Here is a 16811-nt window from a genome sequence, read left to right on the forward strand (position 1 = left end):
CAGGCTGATACCGCCCAAGAGTTCATATCGACGGCGGTGTTTGGCACCTCGATGTCGGCTCATCACATCCTGGGGCTGAAGCCGGTCCCAAGGGTATGGCTGTTCGCCATTTAAAGTGGTACGCGAGCTGGGTTTAGAACGTCGTGAGACAGTTCGGTCCCTATCTGCCGTGGACGTTTGAGATTTGAGAGGGGCTGCTCCTAGTACGAGAGGACCGGAGTGGACGAACCTCTGGTGTTCCGGTTGTCACGCCAGTGGCATTGCCGGGTAGCTATGTTCGGAAGAGATAACCGCTGAAAGCATCTAAGCGGGAAACTTGCCTCAAGATGAGATCTCACTGGGATCTTGAATCCCCTAAAGGGCCGTCGAAGACTACGACGTTGATAGGTTGGGTGTGTAAGCGCTGTGAGGCGTTGAGCTAACCAATACTAATTGCCCGTGAGGCTTGACCATATAACACCCAAGCAATTTGCGCGTAAGCCGAATTGTGGTGGTGAAGACGCATGAACCGAAAGTTCGCGGCACACACAAATCACATATCCGAATTCGCTGGGCTGTTCATCTGAACGGACTGGCTACCGAATTTCTTGACGACCATAGAGCATTGGAACCACCTGATCCCATCCCGAACTCAGTAGTGAAACGATGCATCGCCGATGGTAGTGTGGGGTTTCCCCATGTGAGAGTAGGTCATCGTCAAGATTCATTTCGCAAAACCCCTATCTGCGCATGCAGGTAGGGGTTTTGTCTTTAAGTAGAGAGTACAGAAATTCGCTGACACGTCCCCTGGACGGTTCAGCACACAGAATTTCTTGACGACCATAGAGCATTGGAACCACCTGATCCCATCCCGAACTCAGCAGTGAAACGATGCATCGCCGATGGTAGTGTGGGGTTTCCCCATGTGAGAGTAGGTCATCGTCAAGATTCAATTCCGAAGCCCCTGATCGCATTGCGGTCGGGGGCTTTGTCTTTGTGGGCCTGGAATAGTCCGGGCACAAAAAAGCCGCCCCAGTGGGGCGGCCCTGTTGCCGGTGTTAGCCCAGCAGGTTCTTCACATTGCCCATCGCCCCATCGGCAAACGCCTGCAGGAACGCCTGGAAACCAGGTAGCGCTTCTGACCCGCCTTCCCAAGGCTCGGCTTGGATGGTCCAGGTAGCGCGGCTACGTTGCCCATCAATGGCCACCACCTCCATGGCCGCCCACAGGTTGCCGATGTTCAGGCTGGTGTAGATCAGGCTCCAGGTCATGTTCATTGCCTGGTCATCACGTGAGTTGAGCTGTTCGATCACCACGTTGCCATCCTTGAACAGTTTCTTGCGCACCGAGCGCACACCGTTGCCGGTCATCTCGATGTGGGCCAGCGCCGGAATGAACACCGGGAAACCGGCAAAGTTACCGACGATGTTCCACACACTGGCCGCAGGTGCTGCGATCTCGACGGTGGAAACCACCAGGCAGCCTTCAGGGTTGCGGATCAGGGTATCGGGCTTGAGTGCTTGCATGTTGTGTTGCTCCTTATGGGTAAAAACGGTCAGATAAAGCCGATGTCGGCCAGATAACGGCAGCCACGGCGTAGCAGTTCCGGGCTCTTGCTGGGGTAATGGCTGCCCATGCGCTGTACACCGGCACGGGCGTTGTCATGGGCGATACCGGCGATGTCGCCGATGTCCTCTTCGAAACCGTCCAGATAGAAGCCCAGGACGTCATACAGCGCGTTGTCACGGTCGACCCGGCGCAGTTGCTGCTGCCATTGCTCGACACTCACCAACTCAAAGGCATGGCCCTGTTCGCGGAACGACGCGAGGTACTCGCGCCAGCGCAGCGGTTCGGGGTTGTGCAGGTTGAACACGCATTGCCCGGGCTGATGGCGGCTGGCGTGGAAGGCGATAAAGCGGGAGAGGAAGTCCACCGGCATGAGGTCAAAGTCGATCTCAAGCCCCGGCACCTGCCCCAATTGCAGCGACCCCTTGAGCATCAGCATCAAGCGGTTGCGCTGCGGCTGGCAGGCACCGGTGCGGCTGTCGAAGGTGATGTTGCCGGGGCGGAACAGGTTGACCCACACCCCTTGCTCGCGTGCCCGTTGCAGGATGCGCTCGCCTACCCATTTGCTCAGGTTGTAGCCATTACGGATGTAGATCGGCGGGGTGCTCGCTGGGTCGTCCTCAAGCACCCGCCCAGCGGCATCCACCGCGCTGCAAGCGGACAACGTCGAGATGAAGTTGAAGATCTTCTTGCGCCGCCCCTCGCACAGCCGCAGGCACTCGAACAGCGGCTCGACGTTGTCGGCAGCCAGCACCTGATAGTCGAGCACATGGTTCACCTGCGCTGCGTTGTGCAGCAGTGCGCCGTAATGGCTGTCCAGGTAGTCGTAGACCCCCGGCTCAAGGCCCAGCAGCGGCTTGCGCAGGTCGGCGTCGAATACCCGCACACGGTCCATGTCCAGCGCCACATGGTTCTCGGCCAGCGCCTGGGCAAAACGCTGTGCAGCGGTCATTCCAGCGCTGCTGCGCACCAGGCAAGCCACCTCGGTGGCGCCCCATCCCAGCAGCGCCTCCACCAGATGCACGCCCAGGAAGCTGTTGGCCCCCGTGACGATCACCTTGTGCACATCGCCCATGTGCTCTACAGAACGCACCTGCAGGCCCAGCTCGCGGTTGGCGTCCTGTTCCAGGCGCGCCAGCCCCTCGTGTTGCGGCTCATCAACGCCATCGAGCAGCGCGCCCAGGCGTTGCAGGGTCGGCAGTTCGATAAACCGGTTGATCGCCACGCCCTGGCCGAATCGCTCGCGCACCTCCAGCAACAACCGCGACAACAGGATCGAATGCCCACCCAGGTTGAAGAAGCTGTCGTCGGTCGAAATATCGGCCTCGGGCAGCTCCAGCAGCTCGCTCCACAAGCTGCGCAGGCTCTGCTCGGTGCTGGTCGCCGGTTGCAGGCGCTGGCTGCTTGGCAAGGCCAGCGGCTGGCGCAACAACGCCTGGCGGTCGACCTTGCCATTGGCGGTGGCCGGCATACGCTCCAGCACTTGGTAGAACGCCGGGCGCATGTAGTCGGGCAGGACACGTTCGGCATGCTCGCGCAGGTGCTGCCCGGCATCCTCAACACGCGGCCCCGTCACGAACGCCAGCACACGCCGCTGAGGGTCGATTACCACGGCCACCTGCGCAAACAGGCCGCTGCTGCGCAGGCTGTGCTCGATCTCCTCAGGCTCGACCCGAAAGCCGCGAATCTTCACCTGGTTGTCACGCCGCCCACACAGCTCGATACCCTGCGCCGTCCACTTGCCGATATCGCCGCTGCGATAGGCACGCAAGGTGCGCCCCTCGGGCAGCGCAAGTTCGACGAAGCGCTCGGCAGTCAGCGCGGGGTTGTTCAAGTAACCCACCCCGACACCCGGCCCGCTCAGATACAGCTCACCAGGGGTTTGCTCAGGCACCGGCCGCAGTTGCTCATCCAGGATCAGCACCTGGCTGTTGGCAATCGGCACCCCCAGGTTGCGATTGCTGTCACCGGCGCTCAACACCCGCGTGGTGGCCAGCACTGTGGTCTCGGTCGGGCCGTAGATGTTGTGCAGGTGGCACTGCGCTCCCAGCCGTGCAATGACCTCGGGCTCACAAACATCGCCCCCGGTGATCAGGTGCTGCAAGCCCAGATGCACCTCGCGCGGCAGGATGCTCAGCAGTGCAGGGGGCAGAAACGCATGGCTGACCTCGCGGCTGTGGATAAGCTCGACCAGTTGCTGCGGATCGCGCCGCTGATCCTCGCTCGGCAGTACCAATGTGGCGCCGCAGGCGAAGGTTGGCAGAATATCCAGCAGCGAGGCATCGAAGCCGATGGTCGAGAACTGCAACACCCGGCTGTGTTGATCCAGCGCCACATGCTCGCGATACCAGGCAACGAAGTGCGCCAGGTTGCGCTGGCTCAGCAGCACCCCCTTGGGCGTGCCCGTGGTGCCTGAGGTGTAGATCGCCACGCAGGGCTGCTCAGGGGCCGTCTGGCGCAGGGCCAGGCTAGGCAGAGCCGAATCATCGGCCAGGGCGATGTCGCGTACATCCACGCCCACAAGGCCGTCAAGCACCCTGCCGTCATGCAGCAGCACGCAGGCGCCGGCATCTTCGACAATGCGCTGCAGGCGCTCGGCGGGCGTGGCCGGGTCGAGCGGCAGGTAGATGGCCGCGCAACCCAGAATGGCCAGCAGGCTTGCATACAGCGCAGGCGACTTGCCCAGGCACACGGCGACCACCGGCGGCTGGGCGCCGCCTGCCGGCAACAGTGGCAACAGCGCGCGCTGAATACCGACCACACGTGCGTGCAGTTTTCGATAAGGCTCGCCCTCAACGGCGGGGAGCCCGGCGTGTCGGCGCAAGCTCTGCTCAAGCAGCCCGATCAACGGCTGCTCGGCCTGCTCCAGCAGGTCTGCGCGCAAGGTGCGATTGAACGGGTGCCGGTAAGCCAGCGCTTCAAGCCAATCCAGGCTGTGCTCGCGCTCATGCACGCCGGTACTGACTGCCTGCGCTTGCTGCAGGTGTAGCGGGTTGCGGGCGAACTGGTTGACCTGCATGGCCAGCAGGTCGCCCAGCGCCTGCACGGCGTCTGCACGCAGTTGCTGGCCATTGCCCGATTGCGGTGATGGCACGGCTTGGCGTTCGATCAGCCGCTGGGCGGTGGCGCTGCCGCACCAGCACAGGATTTCCAGCCGTGGCAGGGTTTCGGCAAAGCTTGCACCTAGGCGCAGGCGCAGCAGCGGGGCGTTGCCCAGCGTCTGCCAGTCGCCGCTGGCCAGGGCCAGGCTGCCGTCTTCCAGCACCAGGTCAGGGGCGTTGGCCAGTTGTCGGCGCAAGGCGTCGGCGCTGGCTGCGGTGGCGGCGCCATGGCCCTGTTCGTCCAGCTGGCAGGCCAGGGCGAGCAGGGCGGGGCTGGTGCCCACCAGGAGTATCTCGAGGCGTCTCATGATGTGTTCCTCAGGGCAGGTAGTCGCGCAACGCGTCCTGCACGCAGGCAGACTCAAGCAGCGAGCTGCTGCGCATGAAGCGCAGGATGTTGCCCAGCAGCGGGTGCTGGTGGTTGATCGGGAAGGCCAGCGCGCACACCTCATCACGCAACGCCTGGCGTACCGCCTCGCTCACCGGCAACGCGGCGATCAAGGCAAGGTCGAAGGCCTGCTGGATGTCGTTGGTCAGGTACTGGCGCAGGAATACCGGCAGCACCTCGGCGAGCGCTCGCCGGTCTGCCTCGCAGGCGCTGTGCCAGTAGATGCGCGTCAGGCGTGCCCAGAACGTCGAATGCCGGCCTTCATCGAGCAGGTGGTCAGCCATAAGGCCCTTCACCGAAGGCTTGACCGAGTCGTCGCGGGCAAACGCCGCGACATCGTCGGTCAGGGTGCTCTCGGCGATGCCCACGCAGATCAGCTCCATGGCATCGCGCAGCGCCTGGGGCACCTGCGCCAGCGCCGCGGGGATGGCCCGGCTCAGCTCGATCTCCTGCGGCAGGGCAATCGGCTCGACACCGGTCAGGGCGATGGTCTGCTGCAGGAAGTCCATCGCCACCAGGGCGTGGTAGTCCTCATCCACGACCACGGTCATGGCGTCATAGCGGCAAGCAAACGGAAAGCGCACGGCGAAGCGGTCCTTGGCGATGCGCCGGGCGGTGCGGTCGACGATTTCGGTCTCGAAGATCACCACGTCGTTGATGAACTTGTAGAGGCTCTGCACCAGCACGAAATCGCGCAGTTGCGGGCATTCGCGCTGAAACGTGGCGCCGAGCACCAGCGGCTGGCGGCTCAGCGGGTAGATCAACCGCTGGTCATCCTCGACCTTGCGCCTGGGCCGCGTGCGGATGGTCGCGCGCGCTTCCCAGGCGTCGGCAAATGAGCGGTAGTCGAGGGCGTTCATGCGCTGGCCCCGGCGACCGAGGCCTGCAACGAAGCGCGCAGGCTGTCCCACAGCGCCATGCGGCTGTCCACTGCGGCAATGGCGGCCACATAGACCTCCTCTTCGCGGACCGGGTCATGGTTTACCAGGCGCGCCAGCAACTGCTCGGCGGCCGGGCCGTGGTCTTCGGAGTCCACCTCGATGTGGCGTTGCAGGTAGTAACGGAAGATCGGCGCCTGCTCGATGCCGATGCCCCACTCGTCGAGAATTTGCTGGAACATGGTCGGGATGACGCTTTCGCGCCCATGCAGGAAGGCCGCTGCGACGCGATGCGCCGGGGCATGCAGGGCAACTTCAAGGGTGTCGCACACGAAGCGCTGCGCCGCCTCGCTGGCCTCGGCGCGAAGCAGGGCCTCGTCATGCGGCACACCCTCATGCATCAGGCTGACGAAACGCTCGATGGCCTGGGTGCTGGCACCGACTTCACGCATGGCGTCCTGATACAGTTCGAAATGGCTGTAATGGCCATGGCCTGGGCGATCATCGGACTCTTCACCCAGCACGATCTCGTTGATCAGGCGCGCGGCGGCGGGGTCGGTGGGCGGCAGCCACGGCAAGCTGACACAGGTCAGTTCCCGTTGCAGGCGCTTGGTCAGCGACATGAAGTCCCAGACTGCAAAAACATGGGTTTCCATGAAGGTGCGCAGAATCGGCAGTGTCTTGATTTCAGAGAACAGCGGGTGCTGCGAAAGTACCAATTTGTTATCGGTCAGTGTGCGCTTCAATGTGCTCATGTTGATATCCATCGTGGCTAAGTTATTGGTGCGTTAATGCCACGCGCAGCCGTCGGTTGCCGATATTCAGGCGAGCGGGTACGTCGATTGAATATCGATGCCGAACACTGTGCATGGGCCGTACAGCGCGGTGCAGGCTACGGTTCACAGGGAGGCCGTGCCGCGGTAGCTGGCGATATAAAAACTAGAGCAAGTGCAAAAGAAGTTGCAATTGTTTTTTTTATTTATTTGAAGAGGGCACTTTATTGTGGTTGATGAAGTGCAAATCAAAACAACGTCGTTGTTTTAATTGGGCAGCCGCTGTCCCTTCCGATAATTAACAATCAGAAAAAAATAGACAGTGAATGCCTCATATAGAGCACTGGTGAACAATAAGTAGAAAGTTTGGCTATTAGGGGGGCGTCTGATCGGCTGGCGGTCCTTGCCCCGGTGGCAGGCTCCTTCTGCTAGTGGGTGGGTGGCAGGCGGCCGGGCCCGCTACTGATGATCAGCGGCCGCTGCGCAGGTAGAGTGTGCTGAAAATGCGGGCACTGCCATGGCTGGCAGCACCAGTGGCTCAGCGCCAGGCTGCCGGCAAAAGGCCGGGTTAGAGGCTGAGCAAGCCGAGGTGGGTGTTGAAGATCCGCACGATACGCTCGCTGAATACCGGGTCGTCGGCCCCACTTGCGGCCAGCTCGATCAGCTCCAGGCCGCGGCCGGCCAGCGGATTCCAGCCGAGCATGGTCGCCAGCGCGCCGGGTGGGTAGACCACGGTCATCGGTACTTGGACGGCGGTATCGGGGCGGCTGGCCGCGTTCGGGCTGTCACAACCAGCAACAAACAAATGGCGCGTCTGGCCTGGCCAGATGCGCTGCGCCAGTTGCGCCAGTGCCAATGCCGCCAACGCGCCCTGGCTTTGGCCGAACAGCGCATGGGGCGTTTCGAGGTAGGGTCGAAGGCGTTCTGCGAGGGAGCGGGCCAGTTCTGCCGAGGTGGCTTGAAAGGCGCTGGGCGGCAGGTCAACGGCGATCAGTTCGGCAGACTCGCTCAGGGCTTCGGCCCAGCGGCGATACTGCGCCAGTTGCGCTCGGCTGCAAGCCAGGCAGATGAGGCGGATCCGGATAGGGGGTTCGCTGATCGGTTGGGCTCGGGTCTGCACGTGCGCTGCCATTCCTTGTTACCTGAGCCGTTGGCGGGGTCAGGTGGCCGATTGCTTGTCGAGATAATTTCTGATGGCGCGTGCAGCGTTGTTCAGGTGCGCTTCCAGCAGCTTGACGGCTTCGTCGACCAGCTTGTCGCTGGCGGCATCGACCAGTGCGATGTGGTCATCCTGGGTGAGCTTGCCCAGGCCCATGGTCGACAGGTGGAAGCGCAGGAAGCGCTCCTCTTCGTTCAGCTCGATCTCGATCAGGCGCAGCAGCTTGAGGTTCGGCGACTTGCTGTACAGCGCCATGTGGAACAGGCGGTTGAGGCGGCCGATTTCGGCGTGGCGGGTTTCGCTTTCAAGCTGGCGGATGTAACCCCGGGCCTGAGCGATGTCATCGGCATCGAGCCGGGGGATCGACTGGCGCAGCGCTTCGGTTTCGAGCAGCACACGCAGGCCGTAGGTATGCACGGCGTCTTCGCCGATCAGTGGGGCAACCACTGCGCCCTTGTGCAGTTCGACCTGCAGCAACGACTGCGCCTCGAGCTGGCGCAGTGCTTCGCGCACCGGCATGCGGCTGACGCCAAACAGCGTGGCCAGCTCTTGCTGACGCACCGCAGTACCGGCAGGCAGGCGACCGTCCAGAATGGCGCTGCGCAAGCGCTCTTCTATAACGCTGCGGGCGAGGTGTGGGGGGACCTGTTCACTGCCGAGTACGGTGCTCAGCAGTTTGTTTTTTTCAGCCACGCGCGTCGTCTCGCAAGGATTGGATCCAATAACACTAGAGAGAGAAGGGGTGGCTTGTCAAATGGCATCATCTAACGCCCGATAATGCCGGTTTTGCAAACACGGCTATCGTGAATGAAGACGCCCGTGTTGGGAAGCGCCAGCGCATGCTGACCCCTTGCATGAAGCGGGTTTGCCGACAGCTGGCAGTATGATTGCATTGTGCCGTTGTCTTTTCTCACGCCAGCTTGCAACATCGCAGGCCTTCGACGGATCTGAACGGGTTTTCGCAGTGGCGATACCTTGGGCGCTCATCAGCAATTTTCGCCGCCTCGGCCTGGCCGTGGTCTTCGGCTGCCTGCTGCTGGGCGGTACCCAGGCTGACTGGGACTTCAACCAGATCAGCCGCCGCGCCCAGGCGCTGTATGGGCCGCTTGGGGCGGGGCAGGGGCGCATCGATGCCTGGCAGAACCTCATGGCCACGCAAAAGCAGGCCAGCGAGCTTGAGCAGTTGAAGGTGGTCAACCTGTTCTTCAACAAGCAACTGCGCTACATGGAAGACATCGACCTGTGGCATGAAGTGGATTACTGGGCGACGCCTGTGCAATCGCTGATCAAAGGCGCCGGCGACTGCGAAGACTACGCCATTGCCAAATACTTCAGCCTTCGGCGCATGGGCATCCCCGCCGAGAAGCTGCGCATCACCTACGTCAAGGCGCTGCGCCAGAACCGGGCGCACATGGTGCTGACCTATTATTCAAGCCCACAGGCGCAGCCCCTGGTGCTCGACAGCCTGATGGACGCGATCAAGCCGGCCAGCCAGCGCACCGACTTGCTGCCGGTCTACGCCTTCAACGGCGAAGGCCTGTGGCTGACTGGAGCAGGCGGCAACAAGAAGGTGGGCGACACCAAGCGCCTGTCACGTTGGCAGGACTTGCTGAAAAAAATGCAGGCCGAAGGCTTCCCGGCCGAACCGGTTTACTGAAGGAGCACAGATGTCACTGTTCAAACAATTGCTGCTAGCCATTTGCCTGTTCCTGGTGGTCGCCTTCAGTGGCAGCTTCATGGTCAGCCTGGAAAGCTCACGTAGCCAGTACGTCAACCAACTGCGCTCCCACGCCCAGGATGCCGCGACTGCGCTGGCGCTGACCCTGACGCCGAACATCGACGACCCGGCGATGGTCGAGCTGATGGTCAGCTCGATCTTTGACAGTGGCTACTACTCCAGCATCAAGGTGGTCGACATCGAGTCCAACGCCGTGTTGGTGGAGCGCCACGCCGAGCCCGACAGCGGCGGCGTGCCGGCCTGGTTCATCCACATGACCGGCCTGGAGCCGGCCGGTGGCGATGCCATTGTCAGCCGCGGCTGGCAGCAGGCGGCGCGGGTCGAGGTGATCAGCCACCCGATGTTCGCCCTGGCCAAGCTGTGGCAGAGCGCGCTGGGCAGCCTGGGTTGGCTGCTGCTGTGCGGCGCGGTCAGTGCGGTGCTCGGCGCGCTGCTGCTGCGCCGCCAGTTGCGCCCGCTGGACTACATGGTGGCGCAGTCCCACGCCATCGCCCGGCGCGAGTTCCTCAGCCTGCCGGAGCTGCCGCGCACCCCTGAACTGCGCCGCGTGGTGCAGGCCATGAACCAGATGGTCGAGAAGCTCAAGGCGCTGTTCAACGAGCAGGCCGAACGCAGCGAGAAGCTGCGCAGCGAGTCGTACCAAGACAGCCTCACCGGCCTTGCCAACCGCCGCTACTTCGAGATGCAGCTCAATGCCCGCGTGAGCAACGCCGAGGACGCCCGCGCCGGTTACCTGCTGCTGTTGCGCGTGCAAGACCTGGCCGGCCTCAACGCCCGCCTGGGCGGGCAGCGCACGGACCAGTTGCTGCAAGCGGTGGGCGAGCAGCTGCGGCGCACCTGCGCGCAGTTCCCGGAAACCAACGACCTGATCACCCGCAGCCGTGGCGGCGAGTTTGCCGTGCTGGCGCCGGGCATGGTCCACGAGGAAGCGACCCAACTGGCCCAGGCGCTGGCCGCCACCTTGCAGAGCCTGCATGTAACCGGTGCCAGCGATGTTGACCCGGTGGCCTGCATCGGCCTGGCCCCTTATAGCCCGGGCGATGCGCCACAGGCGTTGCTCAAACTCGCCGACGAAGCCCTGGCCCGCGCCGAAAGCCAGCCCCAACCTGGCTGGGTGTGCCTTGAGCAAGGCGCCGCAGCACAGGCCGCTGACAGCCATCACGCCTGGCATACGCGCCTGGAACAGGCACTGAACAAGGGCCAGTTCGAGCTGTTCTTCCAACCAGTGGTCGATGTCCAGGCGCCGGAAAAGGTGCTGCATTACAAGGTCATTTCGCGGCTGCATGACGAGCACGGCGAGGCGGTTGCCGCTGGGCGTTTCCTGCCGTGGCTGGAGCGTTTCGGCTGGATGGCGCGGCTTGACCTGCTGGTGCTGGAAAAGGTGCTGAACCACCTGCACAACCACAGTGAAAACCTGGCGCTCAACCTTTCGGCCGCCACCCTGGCCGACCCGCAAGCGCTGCAGCGCGTCTACGACCTGCTGGGCCACCACCGCGCGCAGGGCCCACGGCTGACTTTCGAGATTGGCGAGGAGCAGTTGCCCGACCAGTCGATGCTCGAACAACTGACCCGGCGCCTGCGCGGGCTTGGCTTCAGCCTGGCGTTGCAGCGCTTTGGCGGGCGTTTCAGCATGATCGGCAACCTGGCGCACCTGGGCTTGGCGTACCTGAAGATCGATGGCGGGTATATCCGCAATATCGATCAGGAACAGCACAAACGCCTGTTCATCGAAGCCATTCAGCGCGCTGCGCACAGCATCGATTTGCCGCTGATTGCCGAGCGGGTCGAGACCGAAGGGGAGTTGCAGGTGCTACGCGGGATGGGCGTGCAAGGTATTCAGGGCCAGCTGGTCGGCGAGCCTGCGCCTTGGCGCTGACTATCGCAGCAAGGGCGTGGAGCGGCGTGGGAGCGGGCTTGCCCCGCGATAGGGCCAGCAGCCTCGACTGGGTTTGATGCCCAATCGCGGGTCAAGCCCGCTCCCACAGGGATCGCCCATCCCCATATCGATGCCGTCTACGCGGTCAGTGTAGGAGCGGCCTTGCGTCGCTAAAGGGCTGCGAAGCAGCCCCAGGATCTGAGCATCCACCAGAATCGCTGGGGCTGCTTCGCAGCCCTTTCGCGGCGCAAGGCCGCTCCTACACAATCAAAAGCGACTTGCCCGAAACCATAGAATCTCCCACGCTGGGTTTTAGGCTAATCGCGCTCAACGCTCAGCGCCGCCCTTCCACCCGCCACCCAAGGCCAGAAACACCGCCACCTGCCCCATCGCCACCTGCCCATTCGCCGCCGCCAGCTGCGCCCTGACATCGGTGTAGGTCCGCGTCGCCTGCAAGTCCGCCAGAAATGACTCGCGCCCCACCTGATAGCGCAGGTGCGTCTGGTCTGCCGACTCTTTTGCCGAACGTTCCGCTTCAGCCAGCGCATCACGCCGGTCCAGCAAGGCGCTGTACTGCGCGAGCCGTGTCTGGGTTTCACGAATGGCGTTGAGCACCACACCGTCAAAATGCGCCAGCGCCGCCTGGGTCGAGGCTTCGGCCATGCGGATGCGCGCGCGGGTACCGTTGGTGGGAATGCTCCAGCTGATCTGTGGGCCTATGCCCCAACGGTTGGTCGAAGGTTCGCCGAGGTTGTCCAGTATGCCGATGGTGCCCACCTGCGCGCCGATGCTGATGTCGGGGTACAACGCGCCAGTGGCGACACCGATATTGGCCGTGGCGGCCGCCAGCTGGCGCTCGGCCTGGCGCACGTCCGGGCGGCGTTTGAGCAGCGCGGCGCCATCGCCCACCGGTACGCGCTGCGCAAGGTGCGGCAGCTCGGCGCAATCGCCAGTGCCGGCGGGTAATTGCTCGACCGGCTTGGCCAGCAGTGCCGCGAGGGCATACAGGCCGGTTTCACGCTCGGCCTTGAAGCGCGGCAGTTCCGCGCTCAGCGACTTGAACTGGGTTTGCGAGCGGGTGACTTGGGAGTCGTCGCCGCGCCCGGCATCGCGCAGGCGCTGGGTCAGCTGCACGCTCTGGCGTTGCAGGTCCAGCGACTCGCGGGCCAGGTGATATTCCTCGTTGGCCGAACACACCTGGGTATAAGCCTTGACCACGTCCGCCACCAAGGTGATACGCGCGGTGTCGGCGGCTGCCTGCACCGCATCGGCGTTGGCCTTGGCGGCCTCGGTGCCGCGCTTGAGCGTGCCCCACAGGTCGAACTGATAGCTGGCGCTGATCACGGCTTCACCTATGTTGGCCACCGGCACTTTCTCCGGTTGCAGGAAGGCTTCGCCGGACTCCTGCAGGCGCTGGGCGCCGGCTTTGACGCCGGCATTGAAGCCCCCTGCGGATTCGGCCACCTCCACCTGGGCGCGGGCCTTGGCCAGGTTGGCGGCAGCCACGCGCAGGTCGCTGTTGGCGGCAAGCGCTTGGCGCACCAGCTGGTTCAGGCGCGGGTCCTGGTACAACTGCCACCAGTCTTCGGGCACCGGCGCCGACACCACGTTGGCCGCGTCCTGGCGCAGCGGGCCTTTGAGGTCGTCACGCTGCACGGCGGCGTCGGCAGGCACTGTGTAATCCGGCCCGACCATCGTGCAGGCGCCAAGGGCCAGGCACAGGCCCGCCAAGACCAGCTGTTTCATGGCTGCGTACCCTCGATGATCGACACCGTGGCAGTGCGGCCGGCGATCATGCGGAAGTCCTGCGGCACTTCGTCGAAGGCGATGCGTACCGGAATCCGCTGGGCCAGGCGTACCCAGCTGAATGCCGGGTTGACGTTGGGCAGCAGGTTGGCGCCGCTGCTGCGGTCGCGGTCCTCGATGCCGGCGGCCAGGCTCTGCACGCGGCCACGCAGGCGGGTGTTGTCGCCCATCACGCGGATGTCCACGGCGTCCCCGATATGGATGCCGCCAAGCTTGGTCTCTTCGAAATAGCCATCGACGTGGTAAGAGGCGCTGTCGACCACCGACAACACCGGGTGGCCGGCGCTGACGAACTCGTGGGCGCGGGGGGCGCGGTCGTTGAGGTAGCCGTCCACCGGGCTGCGCACCACCGAGCGGTCAAGGTTGAGCTGGGCCACGTCCACCTGCACCTGCGCCTCGCTCATGGCCGAACGGGCGCGGGCTTCGCGGGACTGGCTTTCTTCGAGCTGCTCGGCAGCCACCAGGTTGCCCAGCTTGCGGTTGCGCCGCGCCTCGCGGCTGGCCTGGGCCAGGGTTTCCTGGCGCTCGGCCAGGGTCGCCTGGGCCTGGCGCAGGGCCAAGGTGAAGCGGTCCTGGTCGATGGTGAACAGCACGTCGCCGCGCTTGATGGTCTGGTTGTCGCGCACCTCGACCTTCTGGATCAGCCCGGACACGTCCGGGGCGATCTGGATCACGTCGGCGCGGATATGGCCATCGCGGGTCCAGGGGGCGAACAGGTAGTACACCACCATCTGCCACACCAGTACGGTGGCGAGGGTCACTACCAGCAGGGTCAGGACCACACGGCCCAGGGTCAGCAAAGGTTTTTTCATGGCAGCATCAGGCTTCGGCAAAAGTGGTCCACCGCGCCAAGCAGCACGGCATACAGGGCAACGTTGAACAGCGCCCGGTGCCAGACCAGGCGATAGAAGTGCACCCGCACCAGCAGCGCGTGCACCCCAAGAAACAGCAGGTAGGTCCCCACCATCATCACCAGTAGCGTGGGCAGGAACACCCCGCTGATATCCAGTTCACCGATCACAGCGGCGCTCCGTCCAGGCCCGGGGGCAGTTGCGATTGTTCGGCAGGCTCAAGCATCACCTCCACGCCCGGCAACAGCGCCAGGCGCAGGCCGGCAAGGGCGTGCAGCAGGTGGGTGCGAGCGTCGCCGCGTTCGTAGCGTTCATCCAGGTTCAGCGCCAGGCGCGCGCGCTCCATGTTGCGCAGCAGCGCAGGCGGCGCATGCAGGCGTTCACCGGCGCGCAGGCAGGCGGCGTAATGCCCGCCCACTTCCTCGACCACGGTTTGCAGGCGCTCGCGGGCCTGGGCCCCGGCGCGCGGCAGGTAGGCCAGCAGGTCGAGCAGGTTCAGCCCCACGCGCAGGTCGCGCAGCGCCACGCCGCTGTCCTGGCCGGTTTGCGACAGGCGCGGCAGGTGCTGCATCAGGCGGTCGAGCATCTGCACGCCGACCTTGCGGTGCTCGGCCAGGGTTGCAGGTTCGGTCATGCCGACGATGTCGCGCCAGGCAAAGCGGGTCATGCGCTTGGCCGCCAGCTCAACGCCGAACGGGCGCATCACCAAGGTCCAGACAAAGGCGAACAGCAAGCCTACGGGGCCGGCGATGTTGGCATTGAGGAAGGCGAAGAAGTCGGCGTCGTAGGCGCCCTGGATGCTGATGAAGGTCGAGGTGTTGACGATGGTCAGCAGGGTGCCGAGGTAGAACCGCGGCTGCACGGTCAAGGTACCGACGCAAATGAACGGCACGGCGAAGGCCAGCACCAGCATCGGGAAGTCGTGCAGGTTGGGCAGCACCAGAAACAGATACAGGCTGGAGAACACCACCGACAGCAGGGTCCAGAAGAAAAACCGGTAGATCTGCGGCGCGGGGTCGTCCATGGCAGCGAAGAAGCTGCACGAAACGGCTGCCAGAATCACCGCGCTGGCGCCGTCGTTCCAGCCAAGGCCAATCCACAGGCCGCAGGCAACGATGATTGCCAGTACCGTGGATGCCACCGAATACAGCATCAGGCCGCGGTCGAAGAAGGCCGTCAGCCGGCCCAGGCGCCAGTGGCGATAAACGGCTCGCCAGGGTTTGGCGTCGTCCAGGCGCAGGGCGTGCTGCAAGGTGCAGCAGTCCTGCCACAGGTCGGCCCACTCGCCCAGGCGGTACAGGGCGTTGGAGAGTAATAGTTCGACGCGTTGGTCTAGCGCCGCAGCGCTGGGTTGCAGGCGGTCGATCTGCTCGTGCAGGGCCGCCCAGCGCGCCACTGAGGCGCTGTCGGCGGTGCCTTTGAGCCAATCGCGGGCGCTGGCGAGCAGCGGCTGCACCTGGGCGTACTGCGCTGGGGCGCGGCCTTGGAGGGCGGTCAGGGCATCGTCGAGGGCATCGATGACGGGCAGCAGGTGAATCATCCGCCCGCGCAGCTCGCGGGCGTTCTTCAAGGTGTGCGGGCCGGCGCCCTCGTGGCCAAGCTGGCCGATCATCATTTCCAGCGAATTGAACGTGGCGACCATGGTGCCGCGCATGGCCCCGACGTGCTCGGCAGCCACGTCGCGTGCCAGGTAGGTATCGCTGTAGCGGATCGCTTCGTTGAACCAGTTGCCGGTGGCGCCGACCACCACCGGGGCCAGCCGGCGTGGCCAGAAGATTGCCCCGACCACTGCCGCGCAGACGATGCCCAGGCAGATTTCCTGGGCCCGCGAGGAGGCGACGTCGAACACCGCCAGGGGGTTGTCGACCACCGCCAGGGCGATCATCGGCAAGGTGTAGCCGGCCAGCATCAGCACGTAGCTGTTGGCCGTGCGCAGGTTCAGCGAGAGGAACAGCAAGGTGCCGGTCCACAGCGCGATGGCGATGCTCAACAGCACCGGCGACTGCACCAGCGGCGGCACCAGAAAGATCGCCCCGCCCGCACCGAGCAAGGTGCCGAGGGCGCGGTACAGCGCCTTGGAGGTGGTGGGGCCGAGGAACGGGCTGGAGACGATGTACACCGTGGCCATCGCCCAATAGGGGCGTGGCAGCTGCATCAGCAGGGCGATGTAGAGGGCGATCATGGAGGCGGTGAAGGTGCGCACGCCGTAGAACCAGTCACGAGCCGGCGGCACCGAGCTGAAAAAACCGTTCACGGCGCATCCCCGGCAGCTTCGAAGGCGCGGATGACGCGCAGCGTGGCTTCAAGGTCCGCGGGGGCGATGCCGTGCAGCACTTGCTGGCGCAGGCGCACCAACTCGGTTTCGATGGATTCAGCCAGGGTGCGGCCGCTGGCCGTCAGGCTCAGGGCCTTGGCGCGGCGGTCGTGCGGGTCTTCGCTGCGGCGCACCAGGCCCGCCTTGCACAGTTGGTCGAGCAGGCGCACCAGCGATGGGCTTTCAAGGCCGGCAGCCTGAGCCACGGCCACCTGGTGCACGCCATCACCCAGGCGCACGATCATCAACAGCGGTACGGCACAGGCTTCGGAAATGCCATAGCGGGTCAGCGCGCCCTGGCACAGGCGGCGCCAGTGCCGAGCGGCAACGACCATGCCGCTGCTGATTTTCAGTTGCAGTGCATCGAGGGACATGAGGTTCC

13 protein-coding genes and 3 rRNA genes (1 of these 16 running past the window's edge) are annotated in these 16811 nt (G+C 64.3%); 5 read left to right on the plus strand and 11 right to left on the minus strand.

All coding sequences use genetic code 11. The features are described from left to right. From HU719_RS12790 to rrf (HU719_RS12800), 3 genes are all read left to right on the plus strand, one after another. Positions 1-453, plus strand: a 23S ribosomal RNA gene (locus HU719_RS12790) (it extends 2441 nt beyond the left edge of the window). Positions 454-586: 133 nt separating this feature from the next. After that, positions 587-702 (plus strand): 5S ribosomal RNA (rrf, locus tag HU719_RS12795). A gap of 109 nt (positions 703-811) precedes the next feature. Continuing rightward, positions 812-927, plus strand: a 5S ribosomal RNA gene (gene rrf, locus HU719_RS12800). A 110-nt stretch (positions 928-1037) separates the two neighbouring features. Here the strand turns inward: rrf (HU719_RS12800) and HU719_RS12805 are convergent. The 6 genes from HU719_RS12805 to HU719_RS12830 all read right to left on the minus strand — a co-directional run bounded on the left by HU719_RS12805 (position 1038) and on the right by HU719_RS12830 (position 8537). Next, positions 1038-1505: an SRPBCC family protein gene (locus HU719_RS12805; RefSeq protein WP_186536737.1), complete on the minus strand. Its 468-nt coding sequence runs from the start codon at positions 1503-1505 to the stop codon at positions 1038-1040. Positions 1506-1534: 29 nt separating this feature from the next. Next, positions 1535-4954 (minus strand): amino acid adenylation domain-containing protein, encoded by a 3420-nt coding sequence (locus HU719_RS12810; protein ID WP_186536736.1) that lies wholly within the window; start codon positions 4952-4954, stop codon positions 1535-1537. A 10-nt stretch (positions 4955-4964) separates the two neighbouring features. Continuing rightward, positions 4965-5894 carry a diiron oxygenase gene (locus HU719_RS12815; protein WP_186521045.1) on the minus strand — a complete coding sequence of 310 codons (930 nt, stop codon included), beginning with the start codon at positions 5892-5894 and terminating at the stop codon, positions 4965-4967. Beyond that, on the minus strand, positions 5891-6667 hold the full coding sequence (locus tag HU719_RS12820) for a DUF3050 domain-containing protein (protein ID WP_186536735.1): 777 nt from the start codon (positions 6665-6667) through the stop codon (positions 5891-5893). Before HU719_RS12820 ends, HU719_RS12815 begins: the two co-directional genes overlap by 4 nt. Positions 6668-7253: 586 nt before the next feature. Further along, positions 7254-7805 (minus strand): thioesterase domain-containing protein, encoded by a 552-nt coding sequence (locus HU719_RS12825; RefSeq protein ID WP_186521043.1) that lies wholly within the window; start codon positions 7803-7805, stop codon positions 7254-7256. Positions 7806-7844: 39 nt separating this feature from the next. Continuing rightward, positions 7845-8537, minus strand: a complete 693-nt coding sequence (locus HU719_RS12830) for a GntR family transcriptional regulator (protein ID WP_186521042.1) — start codon at positions 8535-8537, stop codon at positions 7845-7847. Between the two features lie 190 nt (positions 8538-8727). Between HU719_RS12830 and lapG the strand changes: the two genes are divergently transcribed. Both lapG and lapD read left to right on the plus strand, forming a co-directional pair. Then, positions 8728-9501 carry a cysteine protease LapG gene (lapG, locus tag HU719_RS12835; protein WP_189659955.1) on the plus strand — a complete coding sequence of 258 codons (774 nt, stop codon included), beginning with the start codon at positions 8728-8730 and terminating at the stop codon, positions 9499-9501. 10 nt (positions 9502-9511) lie between these two features. Beyond that, positions 9512-11458 (plus strand): cyclic di-GMP receptor LapD, encoded by a 1947-nt coding sequence (gene lapD, locus HU719_RS12840; protein WP_186536733.1) that lies wholly within the window; start codon positions 9512-9514, stop codon positions 11456-11458. A 327-nt stretch (positions 11459-11785) separates the two neighbouring features. Here the strand turns inward: lapD and HU719_RS12845 are convergent, their stop codons facing one another. The 5 genes from HU719_RS12845 to HU719_RS12865 are packed head-to-tail and all read right to left on the minus strand — an operon-like array spanning position 11786 to position 16803. Continuing rightward, positions 11786-13204, minus strand: a complete 1419-nt coding sequence (locus HU719_RS12845) for an efflux transporter outer membrane subunit (RefSeq protein ID WP_186536732.1) — start codon at positions 13202-13204, stop codon at positions 11786-11788. After that, entirely contained in the window at positions 13201-14076 is an 876-nt protein-coding gene (locus HU719_RS12850) for an efflux RND transporter periplasmic adaptor subunit (protein WP_186521039.1), read from the minus strand. The genes HU719_RS12845 and HU719_RS12850 overlap by 4 nt, the downstream gene beginning before the upstream one ends. Beyond that, a complete protein-coding gene (locus HU719_RS12855) occupies positions 14073-14285 on the minus strand; it encodes a DUF1656 domain-containing protein (RefSeq protein ID WP_186521038.1) in 213 nt (70 codons plus the stop codon). The genes HU719_RS12850 and HU719_RS12855 overlap by 4 nt, the downstream gene beginning before the upstream one ends. Continuing rightward, the gene (locus tag HU719_RS12860) at positions 14282-16369 is read right to left on the minus strand and encodes an FUSC family protein (protein WP_186536731.1); all 2088 of its coding nucleotides are present in this window, start codon (positions 16367-16369) and stop codon (positions 14282-14284) included. The genes HU719_RS12855 and HU719_RS12860 overlap by 4 nt, the downstream gene beginning before the upstream one ends. After that, positions 16366-16803 carry a MarR family winged helix-turn-helix transcriptional regulator gene (locus HU719_RS12865; RefSeq protein WP_186536730.1) on the minus strand — a complete coding sequence of 146 codons (438 nt, stop codon included), beginning with the start codon at positions 16801-16803 and terminating at the stop codon, positions 16366-16368. Before HU719_RS12865 ends, HU719_RS12860 begins: the two co-directional genes overlap by 4 nt. Positions 16804-16811 lie beyond the last annotated feature (8 nt).

This window comes from Pseudomonas farsensis (assembly GCF_014268805.2).
Classification (GTDB): domain Bacteria; phylum Pseudomonadota; class Gammaproteobacteria; order Pseudomonadales; family Pseudomonadaceae; genus Aquipseudomonas; species Aquipseudomonas farsensis.